Origin of the sequence: Kamptonema formosum PCC 10802 (assembly GCF_000332335.1) — a bacterium.
Taxonomy (GTDB): domain Bacteria; phylum Cyanobacteriota; class Cyanobacteriia; order Cyanobacteriales; family Oscillatoriaceae; genus Oscillatoria.
Window position 1 is genome coordinate 3980096 of record NZ_KB235948.1, and the last position, 21430, is coordinate 4001525.

A 21430-nucleotide genomic window follows, 5' to 3' on the forward strand; every position below is an offset into this window, starting at 1 on the left:
CTGGTGTTCGGGTTGCCCCGGCTGTGAATGCCGTTCTGCTAAGTATACCGAAAGGTGCGCGCAAATATATCTTGGGGTGGTTGTCAGATATTTGCTTTTCCTAAAAACTGCTCAGGAACATCCCTCCCAGGGTAGAGGGGACAACAGGAGCGGCAGCGCTCTGGCTTGAAAATGTTTGTAGTTGGGCTTTAGCCCTACCGGCTCCTTTGCGGTGGAGCCAGTTTTCATTGGTGGCGGTGTGCGCAGTTCCGAAGCGACTGCCTCGATATGCGATTGCCCCTGTCGGGAGTGGGTGCCGGGCGGGCCTTGCGCCGGCCCGGCGCTCTGGATCGCAAGAGAGCAATTTATCCAATTAATTAAACGTATTTAATCTAAGAAAATAGAGCAGGGCTTCCCAAAATAAAAGCCCCCCGGTGAGGGTGGCTTTTTGGTTTTGCCGTTCGTTTAGAGGATTAGTGCGTGAGTTTAGCCCTTGCTTTGAAAGAAGAAGACTCCTACAATTTGCCAGGGCACATGGCCGGACAAAAAATTTTCTGTATTTGATTCAGCAGTCTTCTTTGTAAATGGCGGAAAGGAAGAAAAATATCTGGAACAAAAGCGATCTATTTGCGCTCGTAAGTTTGCCTGATTAACTAGATTAAACATCGCACCGGCACGCGGCTGAGTTTAAAGCTGAGTTTAGAGGGCGGAAGCTTGCCCAACATTTTTCTCGCACATTCCCGTCAGTAAAGTTCCGGAGGTGTCTCTGCTGCGGACCGGTCGCACAAGTCCCTAAGCCAAACAGGGCGCAACCGTCGCCACAACTGACTTAGCAAGGGCGTTGAGGTCATAACCGCCTTCTAAGCCAAAAACAATTTTGCGAGACACCTGCAGGCAGTATTTCGCAAACAGCCCAAAATCCTGCGGTTGCAGCTCAATACTGGCTAGCGGGTCAGCTGCATTGGCATCGTAGCCGGCGCTAACAATCAGTAAATCCGGCTGAAAGCCCTTTAAAAAAGGCACAACCTTTCGCTCAAAAGCCAGCTGGTACTCAGCGCCAATGCTGCCCGGAACCATCGGAAGATTCAGCACATTATTGTGCGCCCCGCGCTCCTCGGGATGCCCTGTGCCCGGATAGCAAGGGGACTGGTGCAGGGAGCAGTAGGCAATTTGGGGGTGGTTCTCCACAATATCCTGGGTGCCGTTGCCGTGATGCACGTCCCAGTCGAGGATGGCCACGCGCTGGACTCCAGGCTGTTCCAGGGCGTAGTGAGCGGCGATAGCGGCGTTAGAAAACAGGCAAAAACCCATACCGCGCTTGCTGAGGGCGTGGTGTCCCGGTGGGCGAGCCAGGACAAAGGCCGGCTCTCCCGTGGCCAAGACGCGCCCCACACCGTCCAGCCAGGCACTCACCGCCAGCAGCGCCACCTCATAACTGCGGGGCGACACCGGCGTATCGCCGTCAATGTGGCCGCCGCCGCTCTGAGCCAGAAGCCAGACTGACTCAATGTAGTCCCGGGAGTGGACTTTTTCCATCACCGGCTCAACCGGTCGCGCCGCCACTGGGGTTGGCAGGTGCCACTGGAGCCGGTCAGCCCAAGGAGCAGCGTTGAGAGCGCTGACAATCGCCCTCAGCCGGTCGGGACGCTCCGGGTGGAACCGGCCAGTATCGTGCAGCAAGAAATCTTCAGAGTAGATTACGGGCAGCATAGTCACAGGAAATGCTCGCTATTCCCTGATTCTACCTTCTTGGGCAAAAAGTATCGCACAAGGCATGCCTTGGAGCCAGTTTATCGCAGAAATCGGTTTTTTTTAACAGACCGGGTTTCTTAACCCCAACCGCACCCCCAAATCTCCTTTTCCCGGCAGCCAAAAGCCAAACCGCGATCGCCGGCATGAGAGCCTTGAAAATGTGATAGAATATTAAGCAGAATAGCTAATTAATGGGACAACAAGCAGTATTTCAGGAGTTTTTTTGTCTTTTAGCTGCCAAACCCTCAGATTTTTGGAGTTTTTCACAGTATGAGCACGTCCCAGGAGCGGATTATCCCCACGGATTTGCGGAACGAAATGTCCCGGTCGTACTTGGAATACGCCATGAGCGTGATAGTGGGGCGGGCGCTCCCCGATGCCAGGGATGGACTCAAGCCCGTGCACCGGCGCATCCTGTACGCGATGCACGAACTGGGCCTGACCCCAGATCGCCCCTTCCGCAAGTGCGCCCGCGTCGTCGGGGAAGTGCTGGGTAAATATCACCCCCACGGCGACACCGCCGTGTACGACGCCTTGGTGCGGATGGCCCAGGATTTTTCCATGCGCAGCCCCCTGATTGACGGTCACGGCAATTTCGGCTCGATTGACGACGACCCGCCGGCAGCAATGCGGTACACCGAATGCCGGTTGAAACCCCTGACCTCCGAAGCCATGCTGCGGGACATCGACTCCGAAACCGTCGATTTCGGCGATAACTTCGACGGGTCCCAGCAAGAACCCCTGGTGATGCCGGCACGCATACCCCAACTCCTGCTCAACGGCTCCTCCGGGATTGCCGTGGGCATGGCCACCAACATCCCGCCCCACAACCTCGGAGAGCTGGTTGACGGTTCGATCGCCCTGATCCGCAATCCAGACATCACCGACGCCCAGCTCATGCAGTACATCCCCGGACCCGACTTCCCCACCGGCGGACAGATCCTGGGAGTCACCGGCATCCGCGAAGCGTACACCGGCGGTCGCGGTTCCATCACCATGCGGGGGGTGGCCACGATTGAAACCATTGAGCACCGGGGACGCCCCGACCGAGAAGCAATTATCATCACCGAACTGCCCTACCAAACCAACAAGGCGGCCCTGGTTGAGAAAATTGCCGAACTCGTCAACGACAAGCGCATCGAAGGCATTGCCGACATCCGGGACGAGAGCGACCGCGACGGGATGCGGATTGTCATCGAACTCAAGCGGGACGCCTACCCCCGCGTCGTCCTCAACAACCTCTACAAACAAACCCCCCTGCAAGCCAACTTCGGGGCGAATATGCTGGCTTTGGTGAGTGGGGAGCCGCAGCTGCTCACCCTCAAGCAGTTCCTCAGCGTCTTCCTGGAATTCCGCATCGAAGCGATTACCAGGCGGACTCAGTACGAACTGCGCAAAGCTGAGGAGCGCGACCACTTGCTGCAAGGGTTGCTGATCGCCCTCGCCAATTTGGATGCCATTATCCGACTGATTCGCAGCGCCTCTGACACGGCCAGCGCCCGTCAGGAACTGATGGAAAATTTTGGGCTCTCCGAAGCGCAAGCCGATGCGATTTTGCAAATGCAGCTGCGGCGGCTGACCGCCCTTGAAGCGGATAAAATCCGGCAGGAACACGAGGATTTACAAGTTCAGATTGCCGACTTGCAGGATATTCTCGCCAAGCGAGAGCGGATTCTGGGAATCATCGAAACCGAAGCGATAGAACTGAAAAACAAGTTCGCCACGCCGCGCCGCACAGTCATCGAACACGCCGAAGGTGAAATCGACGACACGGACCTGATTGCTAATGAAAAAGCCTTGATTCTGCTCACCGAACAGGGCTACATCAAACGGATGCCGGTCAACACCTTTGAGGCTCAAAATCGCGGCACTCGCGGCAAAGCAGCCAACAAAATGAAAGAGGATGACGGCATCGAGCATTTCTTAACCTGCTGCGACCACGACAGCGTTTTGTTCTTCAGCGAACGCGGCGTTGTCTACTGCCTGAGCGCCTACCAAATCCCCACCGGCTCTCGCACGGCGCGGGGCGTCCCCATCGTGCAAATGCTGCCCATTCCAAAGGATGAGAAAATTACCTCCATCCTCTCGGTGAGCGAGTTCACTGAAGATGAATATCTGGTGATGCTCACCAAGAAGGGCTTCATCAAAAAAACCGCTCTCTCTGCCTTCAGCAACATCCGCACTAATGGCTTGATTGCCATTTCTCTCGAAGACGGAGACCAGCTGCGCTGGGTGCGGCGGGCCCGCGCCGAAGACAGCGTGATCATCGGAACCCGCCAGGGAATGGCGATTCACTTCCGAACTGACCACGAGCAACTGCGCCCCCTGAATCGCAACACGCGCGGCGTCAAATCCATGAAAATTGAAGAAGGCGACGAACTGATCAGCATGGATATTTTGCCGGCAAATGTCATCGCCACTATGGATCAGAGCGAATCTGAAGAAGCAGAATCCGAGGAAGAAGAGTTGGAACTTCAGAACGAAGATTCCGAACCCAACTCTCCAAATACAGCACTCAGCGCCGGTCACGGTCCTTGGGTGCTGGTGATCACCACCGGCGGCTATGGCAAGCGCGTGCCGGTGTCCAAGTTCCGGCTGCAAAATCGCGCCGGCAAGGGAGTCATCGCCACCAAATTCAAGTCCCGCAAGCGCCCAGACCAGCTCGCCGCCCTGCACATTGTCAATGCGGATGATGAACTGATGATTGTCACCAGTCGGGGGATTATCATCCGTCAAGCTGTCAAAGCCATTTCCCCACAATCGCGCAACGCCACCGGCGTGCGGGTGCAGCGCTTGGATGAAGATGACGCCATCGCCGCTGTGGCGCTCGTCCCCCCATCCAATGGAGAGGAGGAAGAGGTAGAATAACTAGGAACTATTAACCGCAAATTAACGCAGATTAACGCAGATATAGCGTTTCTCACAGAAGTGAGGTACTGAGAAACCCGGTTTCTTTAAGAAACAGGGTTTCTGGAGCCTACTTCACTCAACTGAAAACCGCTATATTTTTCTTATTTCTGCGTTATATCAATAGACAGTCAGTTTAGGACACTGGGATACTAAGTATAGACGTAGGTACGGCGTTCGCCGGGCCTAAATATCTCGCTTGACAGGCGAGACGCCTGTCTTACGTCCGTGCCCTAAGTGGCTACTGCTATAGTCTGCCTGCGTCTCCAGTTGCCAATTCAAGACCCAATCAAAACTTCATCACATGCGCTCGCTTTTCAAGACTTTGCAGCCCAGCTGGGCGGTTTTTTTTCCCCTGGGAATTGCCCTCACCAGTGGCATTTTCATGGGGCTTGCCGCCGCGCCAGTTTCGGCTTGGCCACTGGCGTGGGTGGCACTCGCTCCCCTGTGGGTGCTAGTGCTTGAAACAAGCAAGAATGCAGGGAACCCCACCCTCAGCCCGGGCGCTAGGTTTGGCCGGCACCGCCTCCTGAGCGCCAACTCCACATTTTTAAACAGCTTGGCGTGGGGGATTGGCTACCACGGCACAGCTTTATTTTGGATTACCGGCATTCACCCCATGACCTGGATGGGGGTGCCTTGGCTTGCCAGTCTGGCTATCGCAATTTTCTGCTGGGTTTTTATCACCCTCTGGGGCGCAGCATTAGTTGCAATCTGGTCAACCTGTCTGGTTTGGATTTTGGATTTTGGATTTTGGATTGGGAACGATAAGAAGAAAATATCAGGCTGGGTTTGTGTTATAATCGGAACAGCCCTGTGGTGCGGGTTAGAATCCCTCTGGAGTGCCGGCCCCCTGTGGTGGACCTCCGTCTCCTACACCCAAAGCCCTCACAACCTCGCAATTTTGCACCTCGGCCAACTCTCAGGCCCTAGCGCAGTGACAGCAGCGATTGTTGCCGTGAATGGGTTGATTGCGGAGGCTTGGATGAACCGCACGAACGCCGGAACCGCAGAGGATAAGAAGTTCTTTTCAGCACCGTTGGCGAGCGTGCGGTTGAATAATAAATATTTGCGCTTAGCTGTGGGATTGTTGCTGAGTTTGCACCTGGCCGGTTTTGCCCTCTACAGCCGCCCCCTGACTCAGCAACCGGCAGATGCCTTGAAAGTGGGCGTAATTCAGGGCAATATTCCCAACACAATCAAGCTTTACTCAGAAGGCGGGCGTCGCGCAATCGAAGGCTACACCACCGGCTACCGAACTTTAGCAGACCAGGGAGCAGACGCCATTCTCACTCCGGAAACCGCTTTGCCCTTTGTGTGGACAGAAGAGAATCTGCAGCACAGTTCTCTGTATCAGGCGATTCTGGATAAGGGTGTGCTTCTTTGGCTGGGAGGATTTGGGCAGAAAGGGCTGAGCTTTACCAACAGTTTGTTTACTGTCACCGGCACCGGGGAGATTTTCAGCCACTACGACAAGGCTAAGCTAGTCCCCCTGGGGGAGTACATTCCCTTTGAAGAATTTTTGGGAGGCTTCATTAACCGGCTGTCGCCTTTGGACGCGCACTTGGCTGCCGGTTCAGCGAACCAGCTGCTGGACACGCCTTTTGGTCGGGCGATTGTCGGTATTTGCTACGAGTCGGCTTTTGCCCAACACTTCCGGCGTCAGGCGGCGCAGGGGGGGCAATTTATCCTCACCGCCTCTAACAACGCCCACTACAGCCCGTCAATGCCGGCGCAGCACCACGCCCAAGACGTGATGCGGGCCATTGAAACCGACCGCTGGGCGGTGCGGGCGACCAACACCGGCTATTCTGGAATTGTTGACCCCCACGGCAGAACTTTGTGGATGTCAGGGATAAATACCTACGAGATTCATGCGGCGACGATTGACCGCCGGCAAACTCAGACGCCCTATGTGCGCTGGGGGGATTGGCTGACGCCGGTGCTGTTGGCGGTGGCGGGGGCAGTTGGGTTGCTCAACTCGCGAGCGCGGTGAGCCCTAGATCCGCAGTTTGCCTGAGAGGCGCATCCGTGAAATTACAGACATCTGAGCCGTATTTTTCCGGACAGCCCCTTACCGTGAATGTAACACTACGCAAAATCCCTGAAAAAAGTATTGAAGGATACTTATGAGCTATGATGTTCCCGGTCGTGCTGACCAACTGAGCGCTGAGCTCGTGGAAAAATGGAATGACAGCATCCGGGCTGCCTGCGAGCGCTTGCAGCCAGACTGGGGGAGCCGGTTTTTCAGTCTGTCGCCACAAAGCTTGACGAATCCCGTAGCGGTGGCCATTAAGTGGTTTGGCGATCCGGCAGAGCCGGCGTTCTGCCTGGGGGGGGAAATTGGGCGGCAACTCTCCAACTGGGGGGTCAGGGGCCGGCACGTCCTCCACAACGAATATTGCGAGTACCGCACCATCGAGAAACCGGACGCTACCGGCAGAATGCGGCCAAAGCGAATTCAGGTCACAACCGAACTGCGAGAGTATTGGGTCTGTATTGCCAAGCACGACCCCGTTACCGTCCGCGCAATGGCAGAGAGCACTCTCGGCTTTCAGCCGGCGTGGGAGGATCTTTATGGAGTCAGTGACCCAAAGCAGCTAACCGAAGAACAGAGGGAAATTGCCTTTTCCACACTGGTTGCCGGTAATGGCGGCGACAGGAAGCTTAAAGATGCTGGTGTTCCTGACCAGCCGGCAGGAAGGCTCAACACTGAGAGCGCCCTGTTCATGACCCATCCGATCAACGGGCTCGACGACTTGCTGTATATTGTCATGTTTGGCGCTAAGCCTTTCGCTCGCCCCACCTCCAGCGGGTTTGAGCCGGTGACGAAAGAGCAAATCTTCCGCGAATACGGCTCCGAGCATTTGGCGTGCCGGCACGCAGACCCAGCCGCCGCGATGGGCGCTTATGGAGCTGTTTTCAACGGCCAACCCGTCGCTTTTGCCAACCCTCTGGGGATGTATATTCAGTCCTTCACCAAAGATGTTTTCCTTTACCAGGACAGTCCTGTTCCAGATTCCTGGGTTCGCTTCAGCCGGGGCGAGCCCGGTATGTATCAGCGCCTGGAATTTGGGCCAGGTGACGGAGAGCCAGTCTTTCTGGATGATATTATCGTAGCGGTCGGCAGCAGCGAGGAACCCCTGACTGGCGGGTTTCAACTCCTGCAACAGCTGGAAGTCGGGCCGGTGGTGCTGATTGGAGCCCCCACGCCAGTAAAAGAGGAAGACTACCAGATTATAACTGCAAGTGATGCTGCCATTAACTGCAGCGAAGCCCGCGTGTGTGACACGATAAAAGCGCTCAAACAAGAGTATGATTCCTCCCACCAAACTGTTCGCGTAGCGCCGCGCACAATGGGAAAAATACAAGCTTGACAAATTGACTCTCCTCAGGTTTTGCCCTCGTCCTGTAGGGGCGGTTGGCTAGGAACCGTCCCGATTTTGTTTCTGTCCCGCCCCCAGGGTAAGTCAGCAAACCAGACTAATTAAATGTTGAAAGATTATGCTTCAAGAAGGCATCTATCACGCCCCGGGCGTGCGTCCCGGAAAGTTTTTTACCATCTTGTTTCTCCGAGCGGGAAGGACTTGCAGCGCTTCTCAAGTCGGAGAAGCATTTAAAACCCTGTGGGAGATGTATCAGGCTCTCAAGCGGGGCGAGGTGCGAGATTTACCCGAACATCCCCTCCCGAGTGGGGATTTAACCGTTTTGGTGGGATATGGGCCGAATGTATTTAAACTCTCTGATATCCGCCGACCTCTGCCGCCCGATCTGGGCACTCAAAATCAGTTTCGCTCGCCGCGCCCAACAGGCGGAGGACGGCTGCTCGCCGCATCGGGTCTTTCCTATGCAGATGACGTGCGGACTAATCCGGCTACTGAGGAAATTGCGGTGCAATTTATTGCTGAAACCGAACTGGCGGTGAGTCGCGCTGTTGTGGAAACCTGGAAAGTCCTGCAAGACATGACTGACCCGGAAACCGGATCGTCACCGTTATTTTTGACGAGTTTTTACGCTGGGTTTCAGCGGGATGACGGGCGCAGCTGGATTGATTTTCATGACGGGATTTCTAACCTGAAAAGCTCGGAACGAGAAAAAGCGATCGCGATCAAGCCTAGCAATGTGCCAGAGGCTCAGTGGGCGGAGGGGGGGACTTATCTTGCCTTCCTGAGGCTGGGAGTAGATTTGACGATTTGGCGGAGGCTCAACCGGCAGGAACAGGAGCGTATTGTCGGGAGGGATAAATTGTCTGGCTGTCCTCTAATATCGCTCGACAGTGAGGGGGAGCCGGTGGCGGTGAGCGGCTGTCCTTTTGCCGGCACGCGAGAAGTTATCGAGCCGGCTAACGAGGCTTTCCGCGAGGCTGCTGCTGTTTCCCTGGACTCGCCTTTGAATAAAAGCCATATCCACAGGGCGAATCAGAACAAGAAAGAGGACGCTGGATCTCGCAACTCTCTGCGCATTTTCCGCCAAGGCTACGAGTTTCTCGAAGCTGTTGATAGCGCTCCTGGCTTCAGGACTGGGCTGAATTTTGTGAGTTTCCAAGACACGCCTGAACGCCTGTTCCGAATGCTGACATCAGAGGGTTGGCTTGGCGGCACAAATTTCGGCGGGGACAGCAAAAATCAGCAGCCAGGAATGGATCGGTTGCTTAGCGTGCGTGCGGCTGCGGTGTTTTTGGTGCCACCGGCTGTTGAGGGGGAAGTATTTCCAGGCGCGAGCATTCTCATGTAGCTATAGCGAGCAGGCATAAGAAACCCGGTTTCTTATTACCTCACTAATATGAGAAAGGTTATATAGCGGGTCTAAATCATTCGTGTAAATTTCAGAACCCCGGTTTCTTAAAGAAACCGGGGTTCTGGACGAGCGATTGCGTAAATCATTTAGAACTGCTATAGCAATAGACAGTCAGTTTAGGACAGGGCATCTCGCTTAGTAGCAGGTATAGGGACAGGCGAGACGCCTGTCCTACGTCCTAACCTAAGTGGCTAGTGCTATAGCAATAAACAGTCAGTTTCGGACACGCTCGATCGGAGGGAACGCCTGTCCTACGAGGTATAGACGTAGGTACGGCGTTCGCCGGGCCTCAAAATCTAATGTCCTAACCTAACTGGCTACTGCTATATATCTCGCAGGACAGGCAAGATGCCTGTCCCAGAAACCCCGTTTCAGAGAGTTTCAGAGATGTCAATACCGGCTCTCTAGACAAACTTGAAGTCTAAAGATAAATCGGCATCGGTTCGGTCAACCAAAACAGCGATTACATCATTGCCTCTCATCACTAAGCCATCTTGAACACTGGCACTGCCGGCACCCGGCTCGTACCGGCTGCTCAGCGAGTATTCACTGCGACTTCCGCGCACTTGGATTTGATCTCCTTGCTGCCAGGAAAAGTCTTGAATAATTGCCCAGGAAGATCCCAGGTAGAAGACTCCGCTGGAATCGCCAAGCACGAAAGTATCTGCGGCGGCTCCACCTGTTAAAACATCAACTTCCCCATTCATGCTAACACTTGTCGCGCCAGCAAGCGTATCATTTCCATCATCGCCATTCAGGCTGTCATTGCCGGTTCCGCCCCACAGCTGGTCGTTCCCTGTACCGCCTATCAGGGTATCGCTATCATTTTCGCCATATAGCTGGTCGTTGCCGGCGCTTCCCAACAGCCGGTCGTTCCCATCAAAACCGTACAGCAGGTCGTTGTCAGCGTTGCCATCGAGGGTATCGTTACCCAGTCCTCCATAAAGCTGGTCGTTACCAGAATTTCCTAACAGGCTGTCGTTCCCAGCGTCTCCCCACACCCTGTCGCTGCCGGCGTTGCCTAAAATCGTGTCGTTACCTGTTCCTCCCCACAGATAGTCGTCACCAGACAAACCATCTATAAGGTCATTCCCGCTATCCCCACGAATAGTGTCATTCCCGCTATTGCCAAACAAGGTATCATTCCCGTCAAGACCAGACATACTGACTGATGTGGAACTTTGCCAATAGTAGGCGTTTGCAGCGTTTGTTCCTGTCCAGACCGCCATTGTGAGTTCCTCCCGATAAAATTCGATTTGCACTCCTTCTATACCTGTCTGTCGATCTCGTTTCAGGATGGTTCCCGATTCTTTTTCGTCAGCAGACAGTTATTAAACAGACCTCCATCCTGACTCTCACCATAAAGTTAATGCTAAGGTAGCATTAGGTTTATCAATCCCAACAATAGATAATTATTAATAGGTCTATAAACCGGCCAGGCTCTTCGAGAAAAAGCTAAAAGCCACCTGAACGACTTCTAAACTGTTAGGCTCCCAATCGGCTTGTCTCTTGAAACGAGGCAGTCACGATGAACTTCGCACACCGCCACCAATGAAAACTTGGCCGGAGCGCGGGAGATCCGGTAGGGCTAAAGCCCAACTACGAACCTTTTCAAGGCAGTCACGATGAACTTCGCACACCGCCACCAATGAAAACTTGGCCGGAGCGCGGGAGATCCGGTAGGGCTAAAGCCCAACTACGAACCTTTTCAAGTCAGAGCCTCCAAAGGGGCATTCCCAGGGGGAGTCTGGAAGGGTATAATTTAGAGGGCGGGCGCTCGGCACTAGGCCCTCGGCATCCAGTGGCCCGGGGGCAACACGCCACAGCAGACTTGTAGGGTGCGTTCCTCTTGCAACCCCCCCTACAGCCCACTGTATTATGCCGGCTTATTTAGGAATTGGTAATACTACAGCTCGACCGACGGGCTGAAAGGGCTGTGTTTGCCAAACATTACCAAATATGACAATTGAAGCCTGTTTATCTGTCCGGCTCGCTAAGATTAGGACAGGAGGCTTCTGAGTGGAGTTGAGGCTATGCAAACGCTGAGTTTCTCTGGCACTAAACAGGCTGAGCTTTTCCAGCAGCTGCAGGCACAGCTGCGCGATCGCTGGCACACGATTGAGCAGTTCGACCGTGGGGATTACGATATTTTGGTCGTCCCCTCTCTCAGCCTCGACCAGCGAGAATTGGAGAAGATTCAGGGCGCAGATCACTACGAAGAGCGACACCTTTTTTCTTTAATCCGTCTGCGGAACCCCCGGACGCGGCTGATTTACGTCACGTCGCAACCGCTGCACCCCAGCGTGATTGATTACTACCTCCACCTGTTGCCGGGAATTCCGTTTTCTCACGCTCGCGAGCGCTTGCTGCTCTTATCGACTTACGATTCTTCTCCCAAGTCTTTAATCCACAAGATTCTAGAGCGCCACCGGCTGATCGAGCGGATACGGCAGGCATTGCGACCGGGAAAATCGTACATGGTATGCTTTAACTCCACTTCTTTAGAGAAGGAGTTTTCTTTACTGTTGGGCATCCCCTTGCTGGCGCTCGATCCCGATTTGCTCTGCTGGGGCACTAAAAGCGGCAGCCGGCAAATTTTTGCTGAGTGCGGTATCCCCCATCCCGCCGGCAGCTCCCTGGTTTGGAATGCTGACGATCTTGCTGAAGCCACCGCCGAAATTTGGGGCGCGCAACCGGCTTTGCAGCGGATGGTGGTTAAACTTAATGAGGGGTTTTCTGGGGAGGGCAACGCGCTGCTAGAATTGCGCCCCCTGCAGGATGTCCCGCCGGCACAGCGAGCGGCGGCGATTCGCGCCAGCTTCCCCTTTTTGCGCTTCCAAGCTGCCGGTGAAACCTGGGAAAATTTCACCACCCGCATCCGGGAGTTGGGGGCTATTGTCGAGGCGTTTGTGGGAGGGGAAGTGAAGCGATCTCCCAGCGTCCAAGCGCGCATCACCCCCACCGGCGAGGTGGAAATCCTCTCCACCCACGACCAGATTTTAGGCGGGCCCGATGGCCAGATTTTTCTCGGCTGCCGGTTTCCGGCGGATGAGGCTTACCGGCTGAGGTTGCAGGAGCTGGGAGCGACAGTTGGCATGAAATTGGCGGAAAAAGGGGCGCTGGAGCGGTTTGGGGTGGATTTTATGGCGGTGCGGCAAGAGGATGGCCGGTGGGATTTGCAGGCGATTGAGATTAACCTGCGCAAAGGCGGGACGACTCATCCGTTTATGACGCTCAAGCTGCTCACGAATGGCCGGTACGAGCGCTCGACCGGCCTGTTTTACAGCCAGCACGGGCGTCCGAAGTATTACGTCGCCACCGACAACCTGCAAAAAGAGCGCTACCGGGGGTTGCTGCCCAACGATTTGATGGATATCATTGCTTACAACCAGCTGCACTTTGACAGCAGCACGGAAACCGGCACGGTTTTCCATCTCATGGGCTGTCTGTCTCAGTTCGGCAAGTTGGGGCTGACGAGTATTGGCAATTCTCCGCAGCAGGCTGAGGAGATTTACAGCAGAGCGGTTAGCATGCTCGATCTCGAAACCCAACCCAGTGCCGGTGATGCCGGTGAGCAAGCCCAGCCCAGTCTCCCCATTTCTTGGCACACACAGGATTGATGTCCTGTTTGCAGTAAGGGCTTTAGCCCCTACCTTTAGCCCTTACTTGGGTGAGGGCTAAATCTCTCACTACACACTGAGAGCGTTTTTCATATGAGTGAGCTGCTGAAAAACCCGGTTTCTTAAAGAAACCGGGTTTCTGGAATTTAATCGGTCAGCAAGCTCGGTGAAGTCAGGACAAATACGTCCCGCGTTCCCTCAGCGTCAGCTACCGGTTTAATGGGAGTGGTGAAGTGGAAAAATTCCCTGTCATCCAGCAACAGCAGTTCGCCCGGGTTCAGGATTTTATGAAAAATGGGCTTTTCTTTCTTGGCTGTGTACAGATGGGTTTCTCCGCCTTGGATATTTTGCCGGTCAACCGAGAAGATGCCGATAAACTCGCACCCGTCTCGGTGAATCCCTTCCGGCGCAGGGTTGCCAAAATTGTTCGGCGAGCAGGTTGTCCTGATTTGGTGAACCCCTATTTCAACTCCCGGAGCGAGTTTGCAGTAATCGCTAAATTCAAAGACAAGTTTTTTAAACTCATCAAGGGCGATAAGCGCCTCATCGAGTTCGGCAAACTCTCTCTTGACATCTCCCACTAAGGGGTTGTAGTCTTTGCTTTGGTAAAGGTAGCCATGAGGGAGCTGGATTAGCTCGTTCCCAGAGATTTGGAAACGAGATAATCTCCGGTAGCGATATTTCCCTCTCACATAAGGGTCTGCCGGCAGATCGGCAAAAAATCGCTTGAATCCCTCTAGCTTTATGGAACTGACTTTTTCTAAAGCAAAGCTAATCGCGTAATCTAAAATTGGCCATCCCAATACGGTTTGCATACTTTTTTCCCTCGTTTTCCCGCGAGCCTTGTCCTTAATCCTTACTTAAGGGGGTTTCTACCCTCAGTATAGAACACATTTTTTAAAAGCGTTGCTAAATTGACTACAAAAAGTGCCAAGTTATGATATAGCGCGGTGGGACTTGCCAGCCAGCTCGGAGCGGAGGCGAACGGTCCTGCCAGAGAGAACAGCCGTTCGCCGGTGCAGCAAAACTCTCCGCCGTTTCAATCCGGCAGAAACGTCAGTTTTTGAGTTGGGTGAGCAGACGGTAGGGCCTTCCCTAACTCCGCACCGCTTTGACGAGCGCCTCGCACGCTCGCAGGAAGATGGCCACATCGACGCCCAGTCCAATGTACTGAACACCGGCATCAATCCACTGCTTGGCGATTTCGGGACTGTCGGCAAAGGTGCCGGCAGCTTTGCCTGCGCTGCGGATGCGGGCCACGGCGCTTTGCATCAGCTCGATGACGCGCGGATCTCGCACCTGTCCGGGAATGCCCAAGGACTGGGACAGGTCGTAAGGTCCGAGAAAGATAACGTCAATGTGAGGTGCGGTGAGGATCTCTTCGAGGTTCTCGACACCGCGCCGCCCTTCGACGTGAATCACCACCAGGGATTCTTCGTTGAGCTGGTCTGTGATTTGGGTGCCGGCGGCTGTGTAAAGTCCAGCGCGGGTGTTGAAGGAAAGACCGCGCGCACCGAGGGGGCTGTATTTGGCACCCCGCACCGCCGCTTCGGCGTCTTCTTTGGTTTCAATTTGCGGGACTTGGACGCCGGCACTGCCGATGTCAAGGGCTCGCTGGATTTGCGGCGCGTCATTCTTGCGCACCCGCACCACCGGCGCGAGTCCAACGCAGTCGGCGGCGCGGCAGAGGTCTTCGGCGGCGAGGGTGTCCAGCGGACCGTGCTCCATGTCAATAACGGCGAAGTCAAAGCCCGCCAGTCCGCAGATTTCAATGAAGGCGGGGTAGGGGCAGTTGACAAATGGGCCCAGTACGGCTTCGCCCCGCTTGAGTTTTCGTTTGAGTTGGTTTTCGCGCATGGCTGGGTTTCGCTCTGCTGTGTTACAGCCTCAAATTACCAGAATTAGGCGCTGCCGGATTACAGCAGTCTGTGCTATACTACATTTGTAGCTTTTGACAGGATTGGCCCATGTTGTTGAAAACGGCGAACGGCTACATGTTCTCTGAAGTTGCGTCTGCGTTCCAGAAATCCATTCGGCGCGGACTGGAGGAAGAGGCGCTTTACTGGGGAACAGAACTGGATAAGAGCGGTTATGGCGAGTATGCCTGGAAACGGATGCGGATTATTGTTTCGGAGGATATCGGGCTGGCTGAGCCGGTGATGCCGGCGGTTCTCTGGTCACTGTATCAGATGTGGCTGGCGCAGCGCAAGAAGAAAGACGAAAAACACAATCCAGAACGGCTGTTTTTAGTGCACGGGATTCTGCTGTTGGTGCGGGCGAAGAAGTCGCGGATTGTAGATCGCGCAACCATCACTTACTATGCGGGCGCGCTGCCCCATCAGGAGATTCCCGATTGCGCTCTTGACAAGCACACTTCGGCGCGGGCGTCGCATGGGTCGCGGGGCAAGACCACTTTTTCACCGAGGGGATTCAGCTGGCAAATCAGGCAGATTTGGAAGACCGGTATTTAGAACGGGCGAAGCAAATTTTAGTGGGTGCCGGCACGGCTGCGGGCGAGCTGTTTGACACGTCCGATTACGAGGAGGATGCGGGCGTGTAGCGCTCTCGTTCAGAAGAAGAAAAAAAATCCCCCCCCAGCATTTGTCTGGGAGGGGGGTGCATCAGGGTGCATCTTGCTCTTTCTATTCCCCCGCCGGTTGAGCGCTTCCGGGAAGGTTTGAAGAAGAAAAAAAATCCCCCCCCAGCACTTGTCTGGGAGGGGGGTGCATCAGGGTGCATCTTGCTCTTTGTATTCCCCCGCCGGTTGGGGGCTTCCGGGAAGGTTTGAAGAAGAAAAAAAAATCCCCCCCCAGAACTTGTCTGGGAGGGGGGTGCATCAGGGTGCATCTTGCTCTTTCTATTCCCCCGCCGGTTGGGGGCTTCCGGGAAGGTTTGAAATTTTTTCAGGGAGCCGGTGGGGGGGACTTGGGGATAAACCGCCACAGACGCGCCAGCAGCTTCCCGCAGGGTTGAGCTACCGGCGCAAAGCGCCTAGGGCATACGGCTTCCCGCAGTGCAGAGCGCCAAGAACGCGCCCGGTGCGCGGAGAGGAGGGCGTTCAGGGGTTGGGCCGGTTGGCAAAAGCTGCCTGTTGAGTCAGAAATAGAACAGGGAATATCAATTCCAGCGCCGGGCCTGATTTTATATTTATTTCAATCTTCTCTCGCCAATCGTGGGTCTGAAGCAGTTATAATAATTAGAATATGCCCCCGGAACATCAGAAAGCTCGTGAACTTTCGGCCTAAAATCCCACTCAAACGATTCCTAATTGCTGCGGCAATTGCTGTTGTAGGATTGCCGGCACTCTTCTATGGCGGACTGGCTCTCAGCCGCCCGCACCGCACCCCGCTACAGAAACAGCTGTTTCAAGGCATCACCTACAAGCGCGAACCCCGCTCAGCGCCGCGCCCTTTGATGATACACGTCGTTACTATCGACCTCACCGCGCCGGGAATTGGGGCGCTTGTTACGCCGGGAAAGAGAGACTGGCTTGAGGAGTATCCCGCCCGCACCACCTCTGAATTTCTCAGGCAGTTCAACTTGCAACTCGCCATCAATGGCAGCTTCTTTTACCCCTTCCATGAGAAAGGGCCGTTCGATTACTATCCCCACAGCGGAGATCCGGTCAATTTATTGGGGCAAGGGATCTCAAATGGCGTCAGCTACTCCCCTAGCAAGGCAGACTGGCCGGTCTTGTGTTTGGCGGCGAATAACCGTGCTCAAATCCGTCAGGAGAGTTGCCCTAAAGGTACGCTCCACGGGCTGTCCGGCAGCGATATTCTGGTGGAGCGGGGCGCAATCGTGCCCCTGCCCGATCGTCTGAACCAGGACAGCAAGCTGCATCCCCGCACAGCGGTTGCCACTGATGAGCGCGGCGAGAAAATGTGGCTGGTTGTTATTGACGGACGCCAGCCTCTCTACAGCGAGGGCGTTACCTTACCTGAACTGACGGATATTGTCATGGAGTTGGGCGCTCACACGGTACTCAACCTCGACGGCGGCGGATCGACAGCGCTGGTTGCTGCCGGTTTTTGGGGCCCGCACTCTTTGAACGCACCGATTCACACTCGCATTCCCATGAGGCAGCGCCCGGTTGCGAACCACTTGGGCTTTTACGCGCGACCGGCTTTCTGAGGGCAAGTCGTTTTTGCACGGGGGGATGCAAGGATTTCAGACCCCATCTAAAATCTAAAATCTCAACTCTAAAATCCCCTAGGCAACTTCCAGAATCATCCCCTCGCGAGCCAGAACCGAATTCGGATGAGCTTCCAGCACTTGCTCTGCCATCCCGTCGAGAAAATCATCCGAGTGAGTTGGCTCGTGATGAAAGATTACCAGTCGCTTGACACCGGCAGTCTTTGCCACTTTCACGCCTTCCTGCCAAGTCGAGTGCCCCCAGCCCACTTTGGGGGATTTGGGGTGGTGATATTCCTCGTCAGTGTACATGGCGTCGTAAATCAGCAAATCGGCGTTTTGCGCCAGGTGCAGCACGCTTTCATCCATGCGGTCGGGGAAATGTTCTGTATCCGTGCAGTAAAATACGGAGTGTCCATTCCACGTCACCCGATATCCCATTGCCTTATTCGGGTGATTGAGGTAGCCAGTTTCCAGGGTGATGTCGTCCAGCGTCACCGTATCGCCCGGTACGATGTCATAAAACTTCAGGTCAGCTTGCAAACCCGCCAGGGGAACGGGGGAGTTCGGGTGCAGCACCCGCTCGATGAAGTGGTGCTTCATGGACTCCGCATCAGGCGGCACTGTCCCGTGAATGTAAAAGCAGTTGCCGGGAATGAAGGCGGGGGTAAAAAATGGAAACCCTTGAATGTGGTCCCAGTGGTAGTGGGTAAAAAAGATGTAGGCTTCCACCGGCATCTGAGACAGCAGGCTCTGGCCGAGGCGCTGCAAGCCGGTGCCGCCATCAAAAATCAGGCGTTTGCCGCCCACGCGCATTTCTACGCAGGAGGTGTTGCCGCCGTAGCGAACCGTATCTTTTCCGGGGGAGGGAATACTGCCCCTGACACCCCAGAATTGAATCACAAACTCGGACGAAGAACTCTTTGCCATGTTGAACTTGCTAGCGAATGCGCGGGAAGACTGCACGGAATGGCCGCCGCGCCGGGTGGGGATAATCACCCAGGCTCTGGGAAGATATCACCCTGGCAACGACCCATCGGGGTATTCTTCGACTCTATCCCAACGCCACTCAAACCTCCAAGATGTTCGAGTGGGGATATTTGTACGGTAACATTTACAATTTAGCGCTTTGCGCCCCTTCAGTAAACTGGTTCAAGGCAGCCAAATATTATATCATATTTTGTTTCCTTTTAGCAGGGTTGGCTTGAGGCAACACCGGCGCTCTCAAATATCTGCAAGCCTCTCGCAACGACGAGTCCGGGGGCAGTCGGCTCGGGCGAAAGAGGGCTGCGGGCAGCTTGTATCTGGCTGCCCCCTAGCGCTGCCAGCCTGGGCCACAACAGGGCCAGACGCCCCGCCGGCGCAGGGGGGACTTGCGCTCGCGCCTCACCGGCAGCAGGCTTTGCCTCTGGTGCTGGCCACCCGACAGGGGCGTTACAGCAGCTGGCACTGGCCGTGATGGCGCAGCAGGTGGTCGCACAGGACTAAGGCAACCATTGCTTCTACCATAGGCACGGCTCTGGGCAAAACGCAAGGGTCATGCCGGCCTTTCGCCGCCAGTACCGTCTCGACACCCTCACTGGTCACTGTGCGCTGCTCTTTGCGAATTGTAGCAGTTGGCTTAAAAGCCACTCGCAAAATAATGTTTTCCCCGTTGGAAATTCCGCCTTGAATGCCGCCAGAGCGATTGGTCTGAGTGCGGACAGCGCCCTGTGAGTCGATGTAAAATTCGTCGTTGTGCTCGCTGCCGGTGAGCAGGGTGCCGGCGAAGCCGGAGCCTATTTCAAAGCCTTTACTCGCCGGTAAAGACATCACCGCTTTCGCCAAGTCCGCTTCCAGTTTATCGAATACCGGCTCTCCCAAACCTTTGGGCGCATTCCTAACCGCGCACTCCACAACCCCACCGATGGAGTCGCCCTGCCGGCGCACTTCTTCGATCAGCTCAATCATCCGCTCAGCGCATTCCGCGTCGGGACAGCGGACAATGTTACTTTCCACTTGTTCCAGCGTTACCGTGTTGGGATCGACCGCACCTTCTAAGTCTTTAATGCGCTTCACATAGCCGACAATTTCCACACCGGCCACTTTGTTAAGGATTTTTTTAGCAATTGCGCCGGCAGCGACTCGCCCAATGGTTTCCCGCGCCGAGGAACGCCCGCCCCCCTGCCAGTTGCGGATGCCATATTTAGCGTCATAAGTGGCGTCCGCGTGGGAGGGGCGGTATGTGCTCGCCATCTCGTCGTAGTCTTGGGGGCGGGTGTCTTGATTGCGCACCAAGAGGGCAATCGGCGTGCCGAGAGTTTTCCCCTCAAACACCCCGGAGAGGATTTCGCAGGTGTCTGCTTCTTTGCGAGGGGTTGTGATTTTACTCTGTCCGGGACGCCGCCGGTCGAGCTCTACTTGAATCTCTCCGGCAGAAATTTCCAGTCGCGGCGGACATCCGTCTATGACGACGCCGACGCCGCCGCCGTGCGACTCGCCGAAGGTGGTGATGCGGAACAGGTGACCGAAGGTATTGCCCATGATGTTTGCGGCTAAGCAAAGAGTGTATATTTCAATATTCTCACTCCTTGCCCACAATCCCACCCCTGCCGGCGTGGCGTTGCACCAGGATGATTAAAACTCGGGAACCCCACCCCCCAACCCCCTCCCCGCGCTTCGGCTATCCATTACCCACATCTTTCTTAATGAAGATTTATGTATAGCCCATTTGGAAGTCCATCACCTCTTTGGGGTGGCCAGAGTCCCTCAGTTGCCAAGTAGAGGCAATATCATGGAGTCTACACAGCCCACGCCAAATTGTCTTGACTCCCGGTTCCCCATCACCCTTACGACCCAAAAAGCCTCCAAGTTGCGCAATCATGCGCACGGCTTCTCGCAACGAAGGCGGTGTGGACGGGGGATTTGGCGTCCGGTGAATCGTTGCATAAAGAGACTGCCACTCGTGAGCTGACAAAACCGTGTCACAAGGAGTGTCTGGATTCTTGCGAGCTTCATAGGTCAGCCACAACAATCGCCACGCCACAATTGAATAAGTGGCCAAAGCCATCTCAAGACGACGGGCTGTTTCTAACTGAAGCTTTTCCAGACCGCAGCCACTTTTCAGAGTGTAGTGATAGCGTTCAATCAGCCATCGATAACTGTACCAGCGCAGGCAACGAACTGCATCATCAAAACTGGACACCGGAACAGTTGTGAGTAATAACCAGCTGACTGGAGTTTCACCCTGGGGTGGATTTTCTTCAACTGCTCTCACCACAGTCAGGCGAACTGGGTTGAGCTTCCGTCGGTTCAAATGATGGCGCGGTGGTTGAATTTTAATGGGGGTGAAGCCTAGGGTGAGGGTGGCCATTCTTGCCGGACGCTCTGGATGACGCTGCAGCTCTAAAATTAGGTGGCCAACTGAGGGAGTTTGACGCATGGCTTCATGCAAATAAGTTGCCTGATGTTCGACACGGCGATTGTGGGTGCAGCGAATTAACAAATGTGAATTAGCCGGGCGGAGCATGGCAAATAGTTCGTAGATGTCTCCTTCCCGATCCGCTACTGTCACTACCTCAATGTCTGGCGGGACTATCTGTTGTGTCAGCGACAGTCCATTCAGCCAGCGCTGACTCTCTTTATCTTTGGTTTCTCGCTGACGGCGCTTTTGAGCAATGCCCACCGTTTGTGGATCTCTTGCCCATACCTGTTGATCTATTAATCCCAGTGGCACTCCGAGCTCGCTGACGGCAAAGGTTGAATGGACTTTTAGCCCCCGCAGTGCCGGATGATCAGTCGGGCCAAGTCCTGAGGTGGCCGGATGATGAGTAAAGTTTAAGTCTGTGGTATCCTGAATTGCTAAAACTCGCTCAAGGCGCTGAATTCTGCCAATCGTACTCTTTTGATGAGCTTGACGGATATCAGCCGGACTAAAATAGGGAGACTTCCAAAAATCATAGGCGGCGGTAGTGGCCGCTTTATCTCCTGATGCCTGTGGCACGCTCGCCCCAGGTTGGCTCACCAAATCGTCCACAATCCGAATGAAGCGCTTGTGGCGTCGCTGATCTCCTAGTTGAGCGTATTGTAGCTCACTACTGGCCCATTCAAGCATAACTTAATTGCTCCCCGCTTCTAGCCCCAGGATGCTTAAAACTATAGCCCATCAATGTTCCAGGATTTTTTAAGAAATATGTACTTTATGTTAAGAAAAATGTGGGTAATGGATAGCCGCGCTTCGGGGAGGGGGGGAGGAGAGAAAT

The 21430-nt window shown here is 54.8% G+C and carries 15 protein-coding genes; 7 read left to right on the plus strand and 8 right to left on the minus strand.

Annotation, left to right across the window (positions count from 1 at the left end; translation table 11 throughout):
- Window positions 1–771 precede the first annotated feature (771 nt).
- The gene (locus OSC10802_RS0117125; RefSeq protein ID WP_017717995.1) at window positions 772–1689 is read right to left on the minus strand and encodes a histone deacetylase family protein; all 918 of its coding nucleotides are present in this window, start codon (window positions 1687–1689) and stop codon (window positions 772–774) included.
- A gap of 312 nt (window positions 1690–2001) precedes the next feature.
- On the opposite strand from OSC10802_RS0117125, the gene gyrA reads away from it, so the two are divergent.
- The 4 genes from gyrA to OSC10802_RS0117145 all read left to right on the plus strand — a co-directional run bounded on the left by gyrA (window position 2002) and on the right by OSC10802_RS0117145 (window position 9372).
- Window positions 2002–4599 carry a DNA topoisomerase (ATP-hydrolyzing) subunit A gene (gene gyrA / locus OSC10802_RS0117130; RefSeq protein WP_017717996.1) on the plus strand — a complete coding sequence of 866 codons (2598 nt, stop codon included), beginning with the start codon at window positions 2002–2004 and terminating at the stop codon, window positions 4597–4599.
- Between the two features lie 343 nt (window positions 4600–4942).
- Window positions 4943–6634, plus strand: a complete 1692-nt coding sequence (lnt, locus tag OSC10802_RS0117135) for an apolipoprotein N-acyltransferase (protein ID WP_017717997.1) — start codon at window positions 4943–4945, stop codon at window positions 6632–6634.
- Between the two features lie 133 nt (window positions 6635–6767).
- A complete protein-coding gene (locus OSC10802_RS0117140) occupies window positions 6768–8015 on the plus strand; it encodes a DUF8225 domain-containing protein (RefSeq protein WP_017717998.1) in 1248 nt (415 codons plus the stop codon).
- 127 nt (window positions 8016–8142) lie between these two features.
- Window positions 8143–9372, plus strand: a complete 1230-nt coding sequence (locus OSC10802_RS0117145; protein WP_017717999.1) for a Dyp-type peroxidase — start codon at window positions 8143–8145, stop codon at window positions 9370–9372.
- A gap of 467 nt (window positions 9373–9839) precedes the next feature.
- Here the strand turns inward: OSC10802_RS0117145 and OSC10802_RS40635 are convergent, their stop codons facing one another.
- Window positions 9840–10697, minus strand: coding sequence for a calcium-binding protein (locus OSC10802_RS40635; protein ID WP_017718000.1), 858 nt, complete (start codon window positions 10695–10697; stop codon window positions 9840–9842).
- Window positions 10698–11468: 771 nt separating this feature from the next.
- Here OSC10802_RS40635 and OSC10802_RS40640 point away from each other — a divergent pair.
- Window positions 11469–13055, plus strand: coding sequence for a peptide ligase PGM1-related protein (locus OSC10802_RS40640; protein WP_017718001.1), 1587 nt, complete (start codon window positions 11469–11471; stop codon window positions 13053–13055).
- Window positions 13056–13201: 146 nt separating this feature from the next.
- On the opposite strand, the gene OSC10802_RS0117160 is transcribed toward OSC10802_RS40640, so the two are convergent.
- Together OSC10802_RS0117160 and OSC10802_RS0117165 are read right to left on the minus strand one after the other, a co-directional pair.
- Entirely contained in the window at window positions 13202–13870 is a 669-nt protein-coding gene (locus OSC10802_RS0117160; RefSeq protein WP_017718002.1) for a 2OG-Fe dioxygenase family protein, read from the minus strand.
- Window positions 13871–14150: 280 nt separating this feature from the next.
- The gene (locus tag OSC10802_RS0117165) at window positions 14151–14912 is read right to left on the minus strand and encodes an HpcH/HpaI aldolase family protein (protein ID WP_017718003.1); all 762 of its coding nucleotides are present in this window, start codon (window positions 14910–14912) and stop codon (window positions 14151–14153) included.
- A gap of 110 nt (window positions 14913–15022) precedes the next feature.
- Between OSC10802_RS0117165 and OSC10802_RS40645 the strand changes: the two genes are divergently transcribed.
- The gene (locus OSC10802_RS40645; RefSeq protein WP_155967973.1) at window positions 15023–15526 is read left to right on the plus strand and encodes a hypothetical protein; all 504 of its coding nucleotides are present in this window, start codon (window positions 15023–15025) and stop codon (window positions 15524–15526) included.
- 757 nt (window positions 15527–16283) lie between these two features.
- Window positions 16284–17189 carry a phosphodiester glycosidase family protein gene (locus OSC10802_RS0117180; protein ID WP_017718005.1) on the plus strand — a complete coding sequence of 302 codons (906 nt, stop codon included), beginning with the start codon at window positions 16284–16286 and terminating at the stop codon, window positions 17187–17189.
- A 78-nt stretch (window positions 17190–17267) separates the two neighbouring features.
- On the opposite strand, the gene OSC10802_RS0117185 is transcribed toward OSC10802_RS0117180, so the two are convergent.
- The 4 genes from OSC10802_RS0117185 to OSC10802_RS0117195 all read right to left on the minus strand — a co-directional run bounded on the left by OSC10802_RS0117185 (window position 17268) and on the right by OSC10802_RS0117195 (window position 21282).
- Window positions 17268–18119, minus strand: coding sequence for an MBL fold metallo-hydrolase (locus tag OSC10802_RS0117185; protein ID WP_017718006.1), 852 nt, complete (start codon window positions 18117–18119; stop codon window positions 17268–17270).
- A 385-nt stretch (window positions 18120–18504) separates the two neighbouring features.
- Window positions 18505–18639 (minus strand): hypothetical protein, encoded by a 135-nt coding sequence (locus tag OSC10802_RS55685; protein WP_255349147.1) that lies wholly within the window; start codon window positions 18637–18639, stop codon window positions 18505–18507.
- Window positions 18624–19712: a chorismate synthase gene (gene aroC / locus OSC10802_RS0117190; RefSeq protein WP_017718007.1), complete on the minus strand. Its 1089-nt coding sequence runs from the start codon at window positions 19710–19712 to the stop codon at window positions 18624–18626. Before aroC ends, OSC10802_RS55685 begins: the two co-directional genes overlap by 16 nt.
- Before the next feature lie 172 nt (window positions 19713–19884).
- Window positions 19885–21282, minus strand: coding sequence for an IS4 family transposase (locus OSC10802_RS0117195; protein WP_017718008.1), 1398 nt, complete (start codon window positions 21280–21282; stop codon window positions 19885–19887).
- Between the last annotated feature and the right edge of the window lie 148 nt (window positions 21283–21430).